This is a genomic window from Capnocytophaga sp. oral taxon 903 (assembly GCF_013394785.1).
GTDB classification, from domain to species: Bacteria; Bacteroidota; Bacteroidia; order Flavobacteriales; family Flavobacteriaceae; genus Capnocytophaga; species Capnocytophaga ochracea.
In genome coordinates this window covers 312,778-328,851 of record NZ_JABXYW010000002.1, presented here as the reverse complement: position 1 = coordinate 328,851, position 16,074 = coordinate 312,778, and the positions used below count along the sequence as shown (strand labels likewise).

Genomic DNA, 16,074 nt, shown 5'->3' with positions numbered 1-16,074 from the left:
CATAACTCATTATAGACCAGATATTATTAATTTTTAATCCTTGACTCGTATTATAAAATAATATCTAATTGAATGAAAATTGTAATTATTAAGATGAAAAAGATATTATACTTTGTGTTTTTGTGTTTGATGATGGCTTGTAACAAGCAGGCAAACACTTCAAAAGAAGAAACTAAACAGGATACTACTTCGGCAGTGCCCGAAACCTCTTACACTGAGTATGTAAACCCACTGATGGGTACGGACTCGAAGTTTAGTTTATCCAACGGGAATACTTACCCTGCTATTGCGGTGCCTTGGGGTATGCACTTCTGGACACCTCAAACGGGCAAAATGGGCGACGGCTGGGCATATCAATATCACGCTGATAAGCTTGTGGGCTTTAAGCAAACCCACCAACCGAGTCCGTGGATTAATGACTATGGGGCTTTTGCACTGATGCCGGTAGTGGGTGACTTGAAAATTAAAGAAGAAGAACGCGCTTCGTGGTTCTCTCATAAGGCAGAAACGGCTCAGCCTCACTACTACAAGGTGTATTTAGCCGATTATGATACATCGGTGGAAATTACGCCTACCAGTAGAGCAGCACAGTTCCGCATTACCTTTCCTGAGAGCGATAAGGCTTATTTGGTTTTAGATGCTTATTTTAAAGGCTCGATGGTGCAAGTGTTGCCCAAAGAACGCAAAATTATAGGCTATACCCGCAACAACAGTGGGGGAGTACCTGAGAATTTTCACAATTACTTTGTGCTTACTTTCGACAAGGATTTTGAGAGTGTACAGACGTGGAGCGATGACTTTAAGCTGACAAAAAATGCTGAAAGCAAGGGCGAACACACAGGGGCAGTGATAGGTTTCCGCACGAAAAAAGGTGAACAGGTAACCGTAAGAGTAGCCTCGTCGTTTATTTCGCCTGAGCAAGCCCTATTGAACTTGCAAACGGAACTGGGTAATGACACTTTTGAACAGACGAAACAAAAAGCACTTACCCTTTGGGAGAATGAACTCGGCAAGATACAAGTGGAAGATGAGAATATAGACCATTTGCGCGCTTTCTACTCCTGTTTGTACCGCACACTGCTCTTCCCACGCACTTTCTACGAATACAATAAAGATGGTGAAATGGTGCATTACAGTCCGTATAACGGCAAGGTGGAAAAGGGGTATATGTTCACTGACAACGGTTTTTGGGACACTTTCCGGGCAGTATTTCCGCTTTTCAACCTGTTGTATCCTGAGATGAATCAACAGATGATGAAGGGATTGGTGAACGCTTATAAAGAATCGGGCTGGTTACCCGAATGGGCAAGTCCAGGTCATAGGGATTGTATGATAGGGTCGAACTCGGCTTCTATCATTGCTGATGCTTACCTGAAAGGGAATATAGACGAGGCTGATGCTGAAATTCTTTTAGAAGCGATGCAGAAGAACGCTACCCAAAACGATGGCAGACCGGTGAAATCGGTAGGGCGTGAGGGGGTGAATTACTACAATAGTTTGGGTTATGTGCCTTATGATGTGAAGATTAATGAGAATGTAGCCCGCACATTGGAGTACGCTTACGCCGATTATTGCATTGCTCGTATGGCAGAAAAGATGGGTAAGGCGCAGGTTGCTAAACAGTATTACGAACAATCGAAACGCTACAAGAATGTATTTGACCCCGAAACTAAGTGGATGCGAGGCAAGAATAAAGACGGCAAGTTCCAGTCGCCATTTAATCCGCTGAAATGGGGCGATGCGTTTACCGAAGGAAACAGTTTGCACTACACGTGGTCGGTATTTCAGGATATTGAAGGACTTATACAGCTAATGGGAGGCAAAGAGGCTTTTGAAAATAAGATAGATGAAGTGTTTGAGATGCCACCGCTGTTTGACGATTCGTACTACGGTTTTACCATACACGAAATACGCGAGATGCAACTCATAAATATGGGGAACTATGCGCACGGCAATCAGCCCATACAGCACCTTATCTATCTATATAACTACGCTGGTAAACCCCAAAAAGCACAAGCTAAACTACGGGAAGTGATGGAGAAACTCTATACCCCTACGCCCGACGGTTATTGCGGTGATGAGGATAACGGACAGACCTCGGCTTGGTATGTATTTTCAGCCTTAGGCTTTTACCCTGTTACCCCTGCCAGTGATAACTACATACTCGGTAACCCACTGTTTAAAACGGTGAGCTTACAACTGCCTGAGGGCAAGAAGTTTTTAATAAAGAGTGTGGCACGCAATTCGGATAACAATTTAGTAGAGTACGTACAGCTCAATGGCAAGAAAATAGAAGGTTTTGAAATACCGTTTGGGGCATTTAGAGAGAATGGGACTTTGACGTTTTTCAGGTAATGAGCAAGTGTGAAAATTAGTAGATTAGTGATTTTGGTATGCTCTTTGATTTACAGACAGTAGTTTCATCAAAACCATTGTTTAGTAATGAGAATCAAGCATTTTTTATCAGCAACAGCTTTACTACTTCCCTTACTGCTAACCGCACAGAAATCGGTAGTGCCAGAGGTGAAGGTAGTGAATGAGCGCAATGCCAACCCGATGGTATTGCAAGACCTTTCAGTAGATATATTAGTGGTAGGACAAACGGCTGTTACTACTATGGAAATGACCTTCTACAACCCCAACACCCGCGTAATGGAAGGTGAGTTTCAATTCCCGCTTGCCGACGGACAGCAGGTGTCGCGTTTTGCCTTAGATATCAATGGCAAACTGCGTGAAGGTGTGGTAGTAGACAAAGCCTTAGGGCGCAAAGCCTTTGAGGACATAGTGCGCAGGGGTGTAGACCCAGGTTTATTAGAAAAAACTGAGGGCAACAATTTTAAAGCGCGTGTATACCCTATGCCTGCCAAAGGTACTCGCCGTGTACTCATTGCCTTTGAACAAGAACTACACGAACGAGGCGGACAAGATTACTACTTCTTGCCTATCACGGCTAACGTAACCCTTAAAAACTTCAAGGTGCGTACTGAGGTAGTATCACGCTTTGTAAAGGCAGATATTCAGAACAGTCTGCAATTAGACTTCAAACAAGCGCGCAATAGCTATATCAGTGAGGTAAGCAAGCAAAACTTCACGCTCAACCAAAACATTGCACTTACTTTCCCGAAAATTGAGAAACCACAAACCATTAGCGCTACCCAAGGCAGTAAAAGCTATTTTTATGGCAATATAGCTTTGAGCGATACCAAAGCTAAAAGTAGCCCCATTCCTAAGGAAATAGGACTCTTATGGGACGCATCGCACTCAGCAATCCAACGCGACAGAGCAAAAGAGTTTGCTTTCTTAGATGCTTATTTTAAGGAACTCAAAGACACTAAGGTAGTACTTAGTACTTTTAATATTCGTTCTGCTAAACCGCTTACTTTTGAGGTGAAAAACGGCAATTGGCAAGCACTGAAATCGCATTTAGAAAGTTTGCAATACGATGGAGCTACCGATGGTAATGCTATTGATTTCAACCTCAAAACAGATGAAATATTACTTTTTAGCGACGGTATTTTCAACTTTGGCAGTAAAGAATTTTCTGTAAACGAAATAGTGAAACAAGCCAAAATACCGGTGAGTGTGGTGAATGCTTCGGAGGTTGCTAATACTCCAGAAATGCAATACCTTGCTAATGCTACGGGTGGTAGCTTTATAGATTTGACCACCCTCACTACCGAGCAAGCACTAAACGTAGCACGCACTATACCTTTCCAACTGCTAGATATAGAAGTGAAAAATGGTAAAGTAACCAAAATCTTCCCACAGAAAGGAGCTACTATTAGCAAAGGTAATTTCACCCTTGCAGGTGAATTGCAAAGCGAGGAAGCAACCTTAGTACTTAGTTTTGGTTACCCTAAAAAGGTAATGGTGCAAAAAGAAGTAAAATTTGTAGCAAACCCCGATGCTTCTGAAAGTGAGTTCAATCTTTTGCGCCGTATATGGGCAGAGAAGCAAATTGCACAACTGCAACGAGAAGGTGTTGAACAAAAACAAATAGATGCGGTAGGACGTGAGTACGGCATTGTAACCGAAGGTAATTCGCTGATAGTATTAGAAACCGTAGAAGATTATGTACGTTACCGCATTATGCCACCTACCGAATTACAGCAGGAGTACTCCAAACGCTTAGCAAATGAGCAAAAGCAAAAAGAGGATACTGCTAAGCGTATTTTGGATAGAGTCGTAGAGCAATCGGAAAAGCAAAGTAAATGGTGGCATACCGAATATCCTGTGAAAGGCACTGAACCTAAGAAAAATGTTAATAACTCTAATGATACTCCTGTAAGAATAAGAGGGGTGGCTTCTGGGGTAGCACAAGAAGTTAGAAGTGAGGAGGTTGCCGCTATAGAAGCTGATGAAAGTGCAGAATTAAATGAAGTAGTTGTAGTAGGTTATTCTCCACAAAGAAAAGCAGCTATGGCGGGAGCTATAAGTAGTAGAGTTGCTGATTCTCCTAGTGGTAACGCTACTGTTAAAAAAGATGTTTCTTTATCACGCAAACCAGCAAGTCCTGTTCCTGTACCTGCTTCAAAAATAGAGCTCAACGCCTATAACCCCGATACCCCTTATTTAAAGGTAATGGAGTACACTGAGGAAGCTAAAGCGGTAGAAACCTATTACAAACTCAAAAAAGAATACGGTAACACACCTTCCTTTTATGTAGATGTAGCCGACTATTTCTTTAAGAAAGGTAATCGTGAGCAAGCTATCTTGGTAGTATCTAATTTGGCAGAGCTCGGTTTAGACGACCCTCAGTTGTTGCGTATGTTAGGCTACAAACTCAGTAACTACAATGCTAAGAAAGAAGCGGTATGGGTATTCCGTAAGGTGGTAACTCTGCGTGAAGAAGAACCACAGTCTTTTCGTGATTTGGGCTTAGCACTTGCCGACGATGGTGCCTATAACGAAGCCGTGAAAAACCTTTATAAAGTAGTTACAAGCGAGTGGAGCAGTCGTTTTGGTGATGTACAAATCGTAACAATGAACGATATCAATAGCCTCGTCGCACGCCACAAGGGTATAGACGTGAGTTATATCGACAAGCGTTTGCTCAAAAAAGAACCCGTAGATGTGCGAGTAGTGCTCAGTTGGGATACTGATAGCTGCGATATGGACTTATGGGTAACCGACCCCAAAGATGAGAAGTGTTACTACCAAAACACTCTTACTTACCTTGGTGGTAAAATCTCGCGTGATGTTACTCAAGGCTACGGACCTGAAGAATTTATGCTCAAGAAAGCCGAAAAAGGCAAGTACAAAGTGCAAGTGGATTACTTTGGCACTCGCTCACAAAAGCAACTGATGCCTGTGAACTTGCGTATTACTTTCTATACTCACTATGGTACGCCTCAGCAAAAACAACAAGAAACCACTGTACGCCTCAGTAATGCCAAGGAGGTGATTGAAGTAGGAAGTTTTGAATTTTAATAGTTAATGCTTAATAATTAAAGATAAAAGGCTGTTCAGCATTTGCTGAACAGCCTTTTCCATTATGAAGTTGTAAAATTAAATTAATAATTAAAGGTCTACGGGGTAAGATTGGTGACCGAAACGAAGCCCAAAGAAGAAGTTAAACTCTTTAGCTGAGCGGGTAAGCACATTGCCTAAAATAGTGCTTGACCCTAATACTAACGGACCTAAGCGCAAGGCAATTCCCACATTAGCTTTTGATACTTGGTTGTATGAAATAGGCAAATAAGCCCCAAAACTATTAGTATCGTAGTGAGGAGTGAGTGAAAGCTCATTGGCATAAGTAGCGTTGTAAAGCTCTTTGTCCTTTGTAGAAGCTATATTCACTTGTCCTGATAAGTTCAAGTAGAACGCATCAACTACGCGATAATCGGCGCTGAGGTTAAAAGTAGAAGGTAGTGATGACCTCAATTTAGAGCCTGTAGCCTTTGTTCCATCAAAGTGATTCTTTAAATTCTCTTCTGATAGGTCGTCTAGACTTAAAGTCGTACTTTGTGTTGCAGGCATTTTGTAGCGGTAAGAGTTCTTATTGGCAGTGTATTGTAAACGCCCGAGATCCATTAGCGAAATCCCTACACGCAAATCGTGAGGATTGTTGTGGCAACGAGGACAACCGTCCTTGCGAAACTCATACGTAGCTCCTAAATCGAAAGCCAAAGTAGTAGCTTCTGAACTAAAATACAACTTGTTTACCTTTACATTGTCGAAATCAACCAAGTCCATTCCACCGTTAAGCACTTCCAAAGTTCCGTTAGCCGATTGGATATTCAAGTTTACTTTGTCCTTATCAGTGTCAGGCGTTAGTGTAGCCGAACCTTCAAAGTCTTTAAAACCTACGTAAACATTACCAGAGCCTTGTACTAATTTAGCACTTGCTCCTACTTTCACTGTGTTAGTACCGTCAAAATACACTTCACCTGACCACGAGAAACCTACTTCCGAAAAAGCATTTACCACTATCTCTTGGTCGTTAAGGTTCACTTGGTAAGGGGTTTTGAGTTCCAATTTATCTAAATCACTAACAAATGATTGTAACATTTTTGCATCTATGTTACGTACATTGCCCAGAAGGCGCACACGAGAGAAAATCCCTACTGTATGCTGGTCGTTTATCTTCACAAAAGCCGATGGTCCTAACACATCAACGTTTATCTTCGCTTTGATATTGTTATAACCAAAAATAGCATTCTGGGTATCAACGCGTGTGTACTCGTTAAAGCTATCAGTGATATTAGGCGTGAGTTTAATAGCGTTGTTGCCAAAACCAAAGTTCACTGTAGCAATATTAGCGTCCCAAGAACGCTTACTGCTAATCATATTCGCAGGATTAGAAGTTACAGGAAAAATACCCGAATAATTGCTTTCTCGAAGCCCTACATACGATTGCTGAGCTTCCACTGCCATTGTTGTTAGAAACAATGCTGATAAAATTACTTTTTTCATTCTATAAAAAACACTTGTTTAAATTGCGCGGCAAAAGTACAATATTTTATCAAATAACAAATAAAGAAGGTCAAAATTATTTGTAGAATTAATTTATAATCGTTATCTTTGCCCTTTCTATACTGCCATTTACCGCTGAGCCACCTCTTTAAAAACCATATACAGTCTTGTCTGCTTTGCATAGTTCACTACCTGAGTTTCGTTTTAGTTTCGTTTCACCTATGCTTTTAGTAGAGCACACATTCGTCTTTTCTATACCAATCTTCCAAGATTCGTATAAGCTTCGTATAAGCTTCCTATATCTAAGCGCTGATTATCAAAGGTATTAGTTACTTAAACATAACCTATTAACGGAAGTTCACGAAAGTTATAATACATAAATCGTAATCTTTATTTTGTAGAAGATTTTAAAATTGTTATTTCTTATGAAAAAGATAATTCTCGTAGGATTGAGCCTGCTTACGCTCTCCTGTCGCACCACACAAAAAGTAGCGCAATCTTCTTCTTCTGAAGAAGAAATGCTTAAAAATATTACGCATAATCTTATTATTAGCTATCAAAATCAAAAAACATTGGCTCATTTGAAAAAAGAAGTACAAAAATATGGCGCAGAGATGCTTTATGAATACAGAATTATCAAAGGAATAGCTATCAAAGTACCCCAAGATAAAGATATTCGTCAGGCAAAAGCCTATTTTTCTAATCTTAAAGGCGTAACAAATGTGGAATACGACCAGATAAACCATATTGACCATTAATCACTAACCATTAACCATTGAAGCCTAACTTTAACAAAAGATTAACGCCTCACGGCACTTGTCTATAAAATTTTTTAGTGTACTTTTGCACTGTAAAAGCAGACCTCACAACGCCATGAAAACAAGGAAGTGTTTTTTTGCAAACGCTTCCTTTTTAGTGTATTATTTTTAATAAAATTATCTCTCAGACCTATCCGACCTGTTTGATAACTAAAACCTCTAACATCTAAAATAACAAACATTATGAATAAAATCTTTTTAGTAGCAACCGCTACCGCAATGGTAGCTTGTAATAATGGAAACCAACAGCAACAGCGACCACAAGGTGCTGTGCCTTACCCTGTGATTATCGTAGGCGAACAAAATACCGTGTCTAACCTTTCTTACCCTGTGAATATCGAAGGCGTAGTGAACAGCGCCGTACAAGCCAAAATATCAGGCTATATTACCAAAGTATTGGTAGACGAAGGTCAGGTGGTTACCCAAGGGCAACCGCTCTTCAAGTTAGAAACTCAAACCCTTAACCAGTCAGCTGCTTCAGCCAAAGCAGCCGTAGAGGTCGCTAAGGTAGAGGTAGATAAACTCGTGCCTTTGGTACAGAAAAACATTGTAAGCCCTATCCAACTCGCCACAGCCAAAGCCAACTTACAACGCGCCCAAGCTACTTATAACGAGGTAGCCAGCAACATTGGTTTTGCCGTAGTAAAAGCACCAGTAAACGGCGTGGTAGGTGCAATTAACTACCGCGAAGGTGCTTTGGTAACTGCCAATAACACTGTGCTCACTACCGTATCCGACGTGAAAGAGGTGTATGCCTATTTTTCAATGAACGAAAAAGAATACCTCGACTTCTTAGACAATACCCAAGGCAAAACCACTGCCGAGAAACTCAAAAACTTACCTGAGGCTTCTTTGGTGTTAGCTAACGGACAAGAATATGCCGAGAAAGGCAAAATACAAGCCGTAACCGGACAAATAGACCCTACTACCGGTAGCATACAATTTCGCGCTACCTTCCCTAACCCTAACAAGTTGCTTACCAATGGAAATAGTGGGATTATCAAGATACCACAACATTTTAGTAACTCACTTGTAATCCCCGAAGTTGCTACCTTTGAGCAACAAGGAAAGGTATTTGTGTACAAAGTAGAGAACGACACCCTCAAACAAGCTATCATCACTCTTAAAAGCCGTGCCGATAACTATGCTGTGGTAGAAAGCGGACTTAAAAACGGTGATGTCATTCTCGCACAAGGACTTAACAAAGTGCGTACGGGTACGGTTATCAAACCTCAACCTATCTCAATGGATAGCCTTGTTAAGAAAATACAACCGATATTTTAGTGAAGACTGAAAAGTTGCCTTTGCATCGTAAACCTTGCTAAAATTTTAGTGCTTGTCGTGCTACGATTTGCTTGTCGTGTTACGACCTTTGGCAAAGTCTACGTTAAACATTAATTGTCAATTGAACATTACTGTATGAACAGAATCATTTATAAATCACTGGCTATAGTAACCGTAGCCCTTACCCTTACCGCTTGTGCAGGACGCAAAACCTATGAGCGTCCACAAGCCATAGACGAAAAACTCTTCCGTACCGAAAGCCCCGCTACCGATGCCCAAAGCGATGCAACCCTTTCGTGGCGCAATATCTTCACCGACCCGCTTTTGCAACAACACATCAGCAAGGCACTTTCCAATAACCTCGATGTGCGTGTAGCGATGCAAAGTGTGATTTCAGCACAAGCCTACCTCAAACAAAGTAAGGCATCTTTTATTCCTACCCTCTCGGTGGGAGCTAACTATACTCGTAGCATCTCATCATTAAATGCTGGAGGTGGTGCTCCCGACCGTACTTACAACAATCTATTCGATATCACGGGTAGTGCTTCGTGGGAAGCCGACATATGGGGCAAGCTATCCGCTCAAAAACGCGCTTCCTATGCCTCTTATTTAGCAACTTTGGAAGCTCAAAAAGCAGTACAGTCCGAAGTGGTAGCTACCTTAGCAACGGCTTATTACCAACTGTTGATGCTCGACGAACAGAAAAAGGTACTCGAACAAACGATTGATTTCCGCCAAAAGAGTTTAGAAACTACCAAACAACTCAAAAATGCAGGTTCTACTACCGAAGTAGCAACCAAACAAATCGAAGCACTCGTGTACAACGCACAGGCGCAACTTATTACCATCAACAATAGCGTTTGGGCATTGGAGAACACCATCTGTGTACTCTTGGGTGAAGAGCCTCATAACATAGAACGAAGCACACTTGCTGAGCAACAATTCCCCACACAGTTTCGTCAAGGGTATGCAGTAAGCCTGCTCGAGAATCGTCCTGATGTGGCACGTGCCGAACTGAACTTGCGCAACGCCTTTGAACTTACGAATGTAGCGCGTTCCAATTTCTATCCTACGCTTACTCTTTCCGCTCGTGGAGGTATCAGCAGTACCGAACTCGATACTTGGTTTTCTGCTAAATCGATGTTTGCTAACTTTATAGCAGGATTGGCGCAACCTATTCTCAATCGCCGACAAATTCGTACCCAATACGAAGTGCAGAAAGCTGCTCAAGAAATCGCTTTGCTGAACTTCAAAAAAGCAATTCTTTCAGCGGGCAAGGAAGTATCCGATGCAATGCGTCAATTTAGTTCGCAAGACGAGTTCATTCAACTCAAAACCCAAGAAATGAAAGCCTATCAAGATGCCACCGATTATTCCAAACAACTGTTCGATAGCGGTATGGTGAATTATTTAGAGGTCATTACTGCCGAAGTAAACCGCCTCAATGCCGAGCTTAGTGTAGCCAACGCCCAGTTTACCCGTATGCAGTATGGCATTACCTTATATAAAGCCCTTGGTGGTGGCTGGAGGTAGGAAAAAGAGCATAGGTTTTGCACACTTTGTTAAAGTTAAAAAAGCGATTTATAAGTTGCCATTGCTTTAAGAATCTGAATCGTCAGAAAGCTCAGAAAACCCTTGCTATCTCATTTCTTATAGCTTGTGCCTAATATAACTATAACTTAGTTATACAATGAACATAGAAATTATCAAAGACAGAAGAGGAGCTCAAAAGGCTGTTGATATCCCTTCCGAAGTACTTTCACTCTTAAATACAGGGAGTATAGAAACGGTAAACCTTACCGAATGGTTAGCGATAGACCATTCACAGCTTGTAAAATCTGTTTTTCCTACTTTGCGGATTGATAAAAATGTCATTGAAGAGTTGGTTTGCCAAATCAATCAGCAAAAGAAACCTTCTACAATGAATACGATTAAGCTCATAGGAGCATCGCTATACAAAAAATATGCAAATACTAACTTATATGAACCTTTGTTTGAGCAACTTAGCACTCATTTATCCGATTCTGTGCGCTGTTATGCTTGTTATTTGGTAGCATTTACCGATACCCCTTTGGAAGACAAGTTACACAAGTTAAAACGCTTGGTAGCCGATAGTCATTTTGGCGTTCGTGAGGTGATTTGGATGGCGTTACGTCCCGAAATGAGCGAGCATTTAGACTTTTCAATTGCTTTTCTTTCCCATTGGGCAGAAAGTGAAGATGAGAATATACGAAGGTTTAGTACAGAAGCCTTGCGTCCGCGGGGTGTTTGGTGTGCTCATATAGAGGCTTTGAAAGAAAAGCCAGAATTATATTTGCCTATATTAGATAAATTGAAGTCTGATAAGGCAAAGTACGTGCAAGATAGTGTAGGAAATTGGCTGAACGATACCAGCAAAACCCGCCCTGATTTCGTAACAGCACTATGTGAGCGTTGGGAAAGTGAAAGTCCTACCAAAGAAACTAAATATATTGTAAAAAAGGCACTGAGAAGTATTCTCTAATAAGATTAGGAAAATGAAAACACTCATTATAGTAACACACCCTCATATAGAGGAATTGTTACCCTCTCTCTGGCGCGAGCTTGTAGCTCGTGCCTCCACCGTCCAATAACAGCAATTATTATCACAAATGAAAAGATTATTTTTAACTTCATCATTCAGTTCTGTAGCCAAATTGTTTGAAGATTTTGCAGGAGAACCGGTAAATGGAAAGAAAATCGTATTTATTCCAACAGCAAGTTTGGTAGAAAAAGTGCGTTTTTATGTTGATGATGATAGAAAAGCCTTTGAAAAATTAGGGCTTATCATAGAAGAATTAGAAGTTTCTACAGCTACTACCGAAGAAATAGCCACAGCATTAGAACGAAATGATTATATTTTCATTTCTGGAGGGAATACGTTCTACCTAATGCAGGAACTAAAAAAGAAAGGAGCTGATAAACTACTTATTGAGCAAATTAATAACGGAAAGTTGTACATAGGTACTTCGGCAGGTTCTATTATTGCCTCTCCTACTATTGAATTTGTTAGCGATATGGACGAGACCAAAAAAGTTCCAGAATTAACTGATTATTCAGGATTACATTTGGTAGATTTTTATTTTTTACCTCATTATTTGAACTTTCCATATAAGGAAGTTACTCAAAAAATAGTAAACGAATATTCACAGAAAGTAGATTTGCGACCTATTTCTAACAATCAAGTAATTACGGTTTTAGGTAATGAAATAAAAACACTTGAAAAACCTAAAAGAGGAACCAAGAAATAGTCTTGATTATGCATCTTTATGCTACCTATAATCAAATGAAAAACAGCTATGGGAGATAGAAATACAGAAATAAAAGTTATTTCGAGACAAACTTTTAAAAGGTTTAGACGTTGCTTACAAGCGAATGATTACCGAAAAGCGGGAGAATAAACAGAAAATAATAATCTGGGAAGAGGGTAAAATCGTTACTATTAATCCGTAGAAAGAAGCATTAAATACTACTTACAAACATCAATTATTTTTTTATTATTGCATTTTTATTAAAATATTTTTAGTAATTTTGCCTTACCTTTACAATAATGATTAAGATTAAAATGCTATGGGACTAAAATTCTTAGAAGAAATTAAACAAGGCATCAGAAGCGCCTCATTGAAAAAGGATATTATCTGTTATTACATCAATAACGGAGATGATACACTTGCCGACCTTGGTAAAGAACTTAACTTCAGTGTGCCTACCGTCACTAAAATGGTGGGCGAACTGATAGAAGATGGTATAGTGATGGACTTTGGGAAGATGGAAACCCCAGGAGGTAGACGTCCTAATATCTATGGATTGAACCAAAGTTCGGGATATTTTATAGGTGTAGATATCTCTCAAAAACGCGTTCATATAGGGCTTATCAACTTTAAGGGAGATTTGATAGATGAACAGATGGATATCTCTTTTGAGGAAGCGCATCCTCACGAGCGTTTTGAACGTTTATGTGAAATAATTGAAGATTTTATGAGCCATACAGTGGTGCCTAAGGATAAAATACTGAGTATTGGCATTAATATTTCAGGGCGTGTGAACCCTCAAACGGGGCATAGTTATAGTTTCTTTTATTTCGATGAACGCCCGCTTACTGAAATGTTTGAAGAAAAATTGGGTATAGATGTCTCTATTGATAACGATTCGCGTGCGATGGCTTATGGTGAATATATTAAAGGACGCGTACAAGCTGAAAAAAATATCCTCTACGTGAATGTAGGTTGGGGATTAGGCTTAGGAATCATTGTTAATGGGCAGCTATATTATGGGAAATCGGGCTTTTCAGGTGAGTTTGGGCATATTACTGCCTTTGAAAACGAGATATTATGCCACTGTGGTAAGAAAGGTTGCTTAGAAACAGAGGCTTCGGGCTCTGCTCTTTATCGTAAATTCTTGGAAAAACTTCATAACGGTCAATCGTCTTTACTTACTCAACAGAAGGAAAATGAGGACGAAATTACACTCAACGATATCATAGATGTAGCTTTACAGGAAGATATATTGGCTATAGAACTTATTGAAGAGGTGGGGAATACACTAGGTAAACACGTGGCGGGTCTCATCAACCTATTTAATCCTGAATTGGTGATTATTGGTGGTACTCTTGCCAATGCAGGCGACTATTTAATATTGCCTTTGCGCAGTGCTATCAAGAAGTATTCTTTGAATTTAGTGAATAAAGACTCTTCGATAAAAGTATCAAAATTAGGTGATAAGGCGGGTCTATTAGGTGCAAGTCTCCTCGCCCGTAGTAAATTTATAGGATTGATATGAGAGAGCAACAACTTCAGGCTTTTGGGAGACTCCTCGATATAATGGACGACCTGCGTGCGAAATGTCCGTGGGATAAGAAACAAACAATACAATCGTTGCGCCATCTCACTATTGAGGAAACTTATGAATTGGGCGATGCTATCCTCAGTGGCAATCTGCAAGAAGTGAAAAAAGAACTCGGTGATTTGTTACTTCATATCGTTTTCTATGCCAAAATAGGTAGTGAAACGGGTGATTTTAATATTGCTGATGTGGCAAATGGTGTGTGTGAAAAACTCATTGAACGGCATCCGCATATCTATGGAGATGTGAAAGTAGACAACGAAGACGATGTAAAGCGCAATTGGGAAAAAATAAAACTCAAAGAAGGTAACAAGAGCGTACTAGGAGGTGTGCCTAAAAGTTTGCCTGCATTAGTAAAAGCTACTCGTATACAAGACAAAGTGGCAGGTGTAGGCTTCGATTGGGATAATATAGACGATGTTTTTGCGAAGATAAAAGAGGAAATAGATGAACTACACGCCGAAGTAAAAGCGCAAAAACAGACAAATATTGAGAGTGAGTTTGGCGACGTTCTTTTTAGTCTTATTAACTATGCCCGATTTTTAAAAGTAAATCCTGAAGATGCCTTAGAGCGCACTAATCGTAAGTTTATAACTCGGTTTCAATACTTGGAACAACGAGCCAATGAGAAGGGAAAATCACTCAAAGATATGACCTTACAAGAAATGGAAACTTATTGGCAAGAAGCTAAGAAAATAGTAAAACAATAAAAAACAATGGCAATACAAAAACCAAGCATACCTAAAGGTACTCGTGACTTTTCACCAGCCGAAGTAGCCAAACGCAACTTTATTATTAACACTATTAAAAATACTTTTAACGCTTTTGGATTTCAGCCTATCGAAACGCCCAGCTTTGAAAATTACGATACATTGATGGGTAAATATGGCGAAGAAGGCGATCGTCTTATCTTCAAGATACTCAATTCAGGTGATTTTACACAAGGAGTTAAACAAGACGATTGGGAAACTAAGAATACTCAGAAGCTCACTCCCCAAATATCAGAAAAAGCACTCCGTTATGACCTTACAGTTCCTTTTGCACGCTATGTAGTACAACACCAAAATGAACTGATTTTCCCCTTTAAACGTTATCAAATTCAGCCTGTATGGCGCGCCGACCGTCCGCAAAAAGGACGTTTCAGAGAGTTTTACCAATGCGATGCCGATGTAGTAGGCAGTACCAGCTTGTGGCAGGAAGTGGAGTTCGTACAGCTTTACGACACCGTGTTCACAGCGCTCAATCTTAAAGGGGTGACTATTAAGATTAACAACCGCAAAATTCTCAGCGGTTTTGCCGAAGTGATAGGGGAGAGTGATAAACTCATCGACTTTACCGTAGCTCTCGATAAGCTCGATAAGATAGGCGAAGAGGGTGTTATCAAGGAAATGATGGAAAGAGGTATCAGCCACGAAGCTATTAGCAAGTTACAACCTATCTTCGCACTTAAAGGAGCTCTTGCTGAAAAGCTCACTGCTCTGAAAGAGATACTAAAAACTTCTGAAACGGGGTTGAAAGGTATTGAAGAGGTGGAGTTTATAGCACAACAAATAGAGCGACTTACCTTACAAACAGCTATTTTAGACCTCGATGTCACCCTCGCACGTGGACTGAATTATTACACAGGAGCTATCTTTGAGGTTGCTGCTCCAGCGGGAGTACAAATGGGTTCTATTGGTGGAGGTGGACGTTATGACGACCTTACGAGCATCTTCGGATTGAAGGGGATAAGTGGTATAGGTATCTCGTTTGGTTTAGACCGCATAGGATTGGTGATGGAAGAACTGAATCTTTTTCCTGAATCACTGAGCAATAGCATAGAAGTGCTTTGTATAAATTTTGGCAATAACGAAGCTTTACAGAGTATGAAACTGTTGAAAGAGTTGCGTAAACTCGGAAAAAGAGCAGAACTCTACCCCGATGCAGCTAAGATTAAAAAGCAAATGGAATATGCTAATAAGCGAAGCATTCCGTTTGTAGTGATGATTGGGGAAAGCGAGCTTACTAAAAATACTTTTGTATTGAAAGATATGCTTAAAGGCACTCAAAAAGAATATAATTTTAATGAGGTAAATGAAGCATTATTTCAATAATATGAATCATAGAATATATATAAAGGGACTGATATATCATCAGTCCCTTTTTTATTGTAAGCTTTGTTTGATTGTTGCTTAAACAATAACGGATAATAAGAAGA

The 16,074-nt window shown here is 40.2% G+C and carries 11 protein-coding genes; 10 read left to right on the top strand and 1 reads right to left on the bottom strand.

From position 1 onward, the window contains the following. The first annotated feature begins 72 nt into the window (after positions 1 to 72). Positions 73 to 2,355 carry a GH92 family glycosyl hydrolase gene (locus tag HW279_RS01375; RefSeq protein ID WP_178957678.1) on the top strand — a complete coding sequence of 761 codons (2,283 nt, stop codon included), beginning with the start codon at positions 73 to 75 and terminating at the stop codon, positions 2,353 to 2,355. A gap of 87 nt (positions 2,356 to 2,442) precedes the next feature. Next, positions 2,443 to 5,430, top strand: coding sequence for a VIT domain-containing protein (locus HW279_RS01370; RefSeq protein WP_178957677.1), 2,988 nt, complete (start codon positions 2,443 to 2,445; stop codon positions 5,428 to 5,430). 90 nt (positions 5,431 to 5,520) lie between these two features. On the opposite strand, the gene HW279_RS01365 is transcribed toward HW279_RS01370, so the two are convergent. Further along, on the bottom strand, positions 5,521 to 6,915 hold the full coding sequence (locus tag HW279_RS01365) for a DUF5723 family protein (protein ID WP_178957676.1): 1,395 nt from the start codon (positions 6,913 to 6,915) through the stop codon (positions 5,521 to 5,523). Between the two features lie 425 nt (positions 6,916 to 7,340). Between HW279_RS01365 and HW279_RS01360 the strand changes: the two genes are divergently transcribed. The 8 genes from HW279_RS01360 (at position 7,341) to hisS (ending at position 15,970) form a co-directional block, all read left to right on the top strand. After that, a complete protein-coding gene (locus tag HW279_RS01360; RefSeq protein WP_178957675.1) occupies positions 7,341 to 7,673 on the top strand; it encodes a hypothetical protein in 333 nt (110 codons plus the stop codon). Positions 7,674 to 7,916: 243 nt separating this feature from the next. Then, positions 7,917 to 9,017: an efflux RND transporter periplasmic adaptor subunit gene (locus tag HW279_RS01355; RefSeq protein ID WP_178957674.1), complete on the top strand. Its 1,101-nt coding sequence runs from the start codon at positions 7,917 to 7,919 to the stop codon at positions 9,015 to 9,017. A 135-nt stretch (positions 9,018 to 9,152) separates the two neighbouring features. Then, positions 9,153 to 10,550: an efflux transporter outer membrane subunit gene (locus HW279_RS01350; RefSeq protein ID WP_178957673.1), complete on the top strand. Its 1,398-nt coding sequence runs from the start codon at positions 9,153 to 9,155 to the stop codon at positions 10,548 to 10,550. A gap of 157 nt (positions 10,551 to 10,707) precedes the next feature. Beyond that, positions 10,708 to 11,520, top strand: coding sequence for a DNA alkylation repair protein (locus HW279_RS01345; RefSeq protein WP_178957672.1), 813 nt, complete (start codon positions 10,708 to 10,710; stop codon positions 11,518 to 11,520). A gap of 127 nt (positions 11,521 to 11,647) precedes the next feature. Further along, positions 11,648 to 12,286 carry a peptidase E gene (locus HW279_RS01340; RefSeq protein ID WP_178957671.1) on the top strand — a complete coding sequence of 213 codons (639 nt, stop codon included), beginning with the start codon at positions 11,648 to 11,650 and terminating at the stop codon, positions 12,284 to 12,286. Between the two features lie 319 nt (positions 12,287 to 12,605). Then, on the top strand, positions 12,606 to 13,814 hold the full coding sequence (locus tag HW279_RS01335) for an ROK family transcriptional regulator (RefSeq protein ID WP_178957670.1): 1,209 nt from the start codon (positions 12,606 to 12,608) through the stop codon (positions 13,812 to 13,814). After that, complete coding sequence (mazG, locus tag HW279_RS01330) at positions 13,811 to 14,587, top strand: nucleoside triphosphate pyrophosphohydrolase (protein ID WP_009410922.1); 777 nt, start codon at positions 13,811 to 13,813, stop codon at positions 14,585 to 14,587. Before HW279_RS01335 ends, mazG begins: the two co-directional genes overlap by 4 nt. 6 nt (positions 14,588 to 14,593) lie before the next feature. Next, positions 14,594 to 15,970 (top strand): histidine--tRNA ligase, encoded by a 1,377-nt coding sequence (gene hisS / locus HW279_RS01325; protein WP_178957669.1) that lies wholly within the window; start codon positions 14,594 to 14,596, stop codon positions 15,968 to 15,970. Positions 15,971 to 16,074 lie beyond the last annotated feature (104 nt).

Coding starts and splice junctions, on each gene's coding strand:
- HW279_RS01375 (WP_178957678.1), top strand. CDS start 73: ATGAAAATTGTAATTATTAAGATGAAAAAGATATTATACTTTGTGTTT.
- HW279_RS01370 (WP_178957677.1), top strand. CDS start 2,443: ATGAGAATCAAGCATTTTTTATCAGCAACAGCTTTACTACTTCCCTTA.
- HW279_RS01365 (WP_178957676.1), bottom strand. CDS start 6,915: ATGAAAAAAGTAATTTTATCAGCATTGTTTCTAACAACAATGGCAGTG.
- HW279_RS01360 (WP_178957675.1), top strand. CDS start 7,341: ATGAAAAAGATAATTCTCGTAGGATTGAGCCTGCTTACGCTCTCCTGT.
- HW279_RS01355 (WP_178957674.1), top strand. CDS start 7,917: ATGAATAAAATCTTTTTAGTAGCAACCGCTACCGCAATGGTAGCTTGT.
- HW279_RS01350 (WP_178957673.1), top strand. CDS start 9,153: ATGAACAGAATCATTTATAAATCACTGGCTATAGTAACCGTAGCCCTT.
- HW279_RS01345 (WP_178957672.1), top strand. CDS start 10,708: ATGAACATAGAAATTATCAAAGACAGAAGAGGAGCTCAAAAGGCTGTT.
- HW279_RS01340 (WP_178957671.1), top strand. CDS start 11,648: ATGAAAAGATTATTTTTAACTTCATCATTCAGTTCTGTAGCCAAATTG.
- HW279_RS01335 (WP_178957670.1), top strand. CDS start 12,606: ATGGGACTAAAATTCTTAGAAGAAATTAAACAAGGCATCAGAAGCGCC.
- mazG (WP_009410922.1), top strand. CDS start 13,811: ATGAGAGAGCAACAACTTCAGGCTTTTGGGAGACTCCTCGATATAATG.
- hisS (WP_178957669.1), top strand. CDS start 14,594: ATGGCAATACAAAAACCAAGCATACCTAAAGGTACTCGTGACTTTTCA.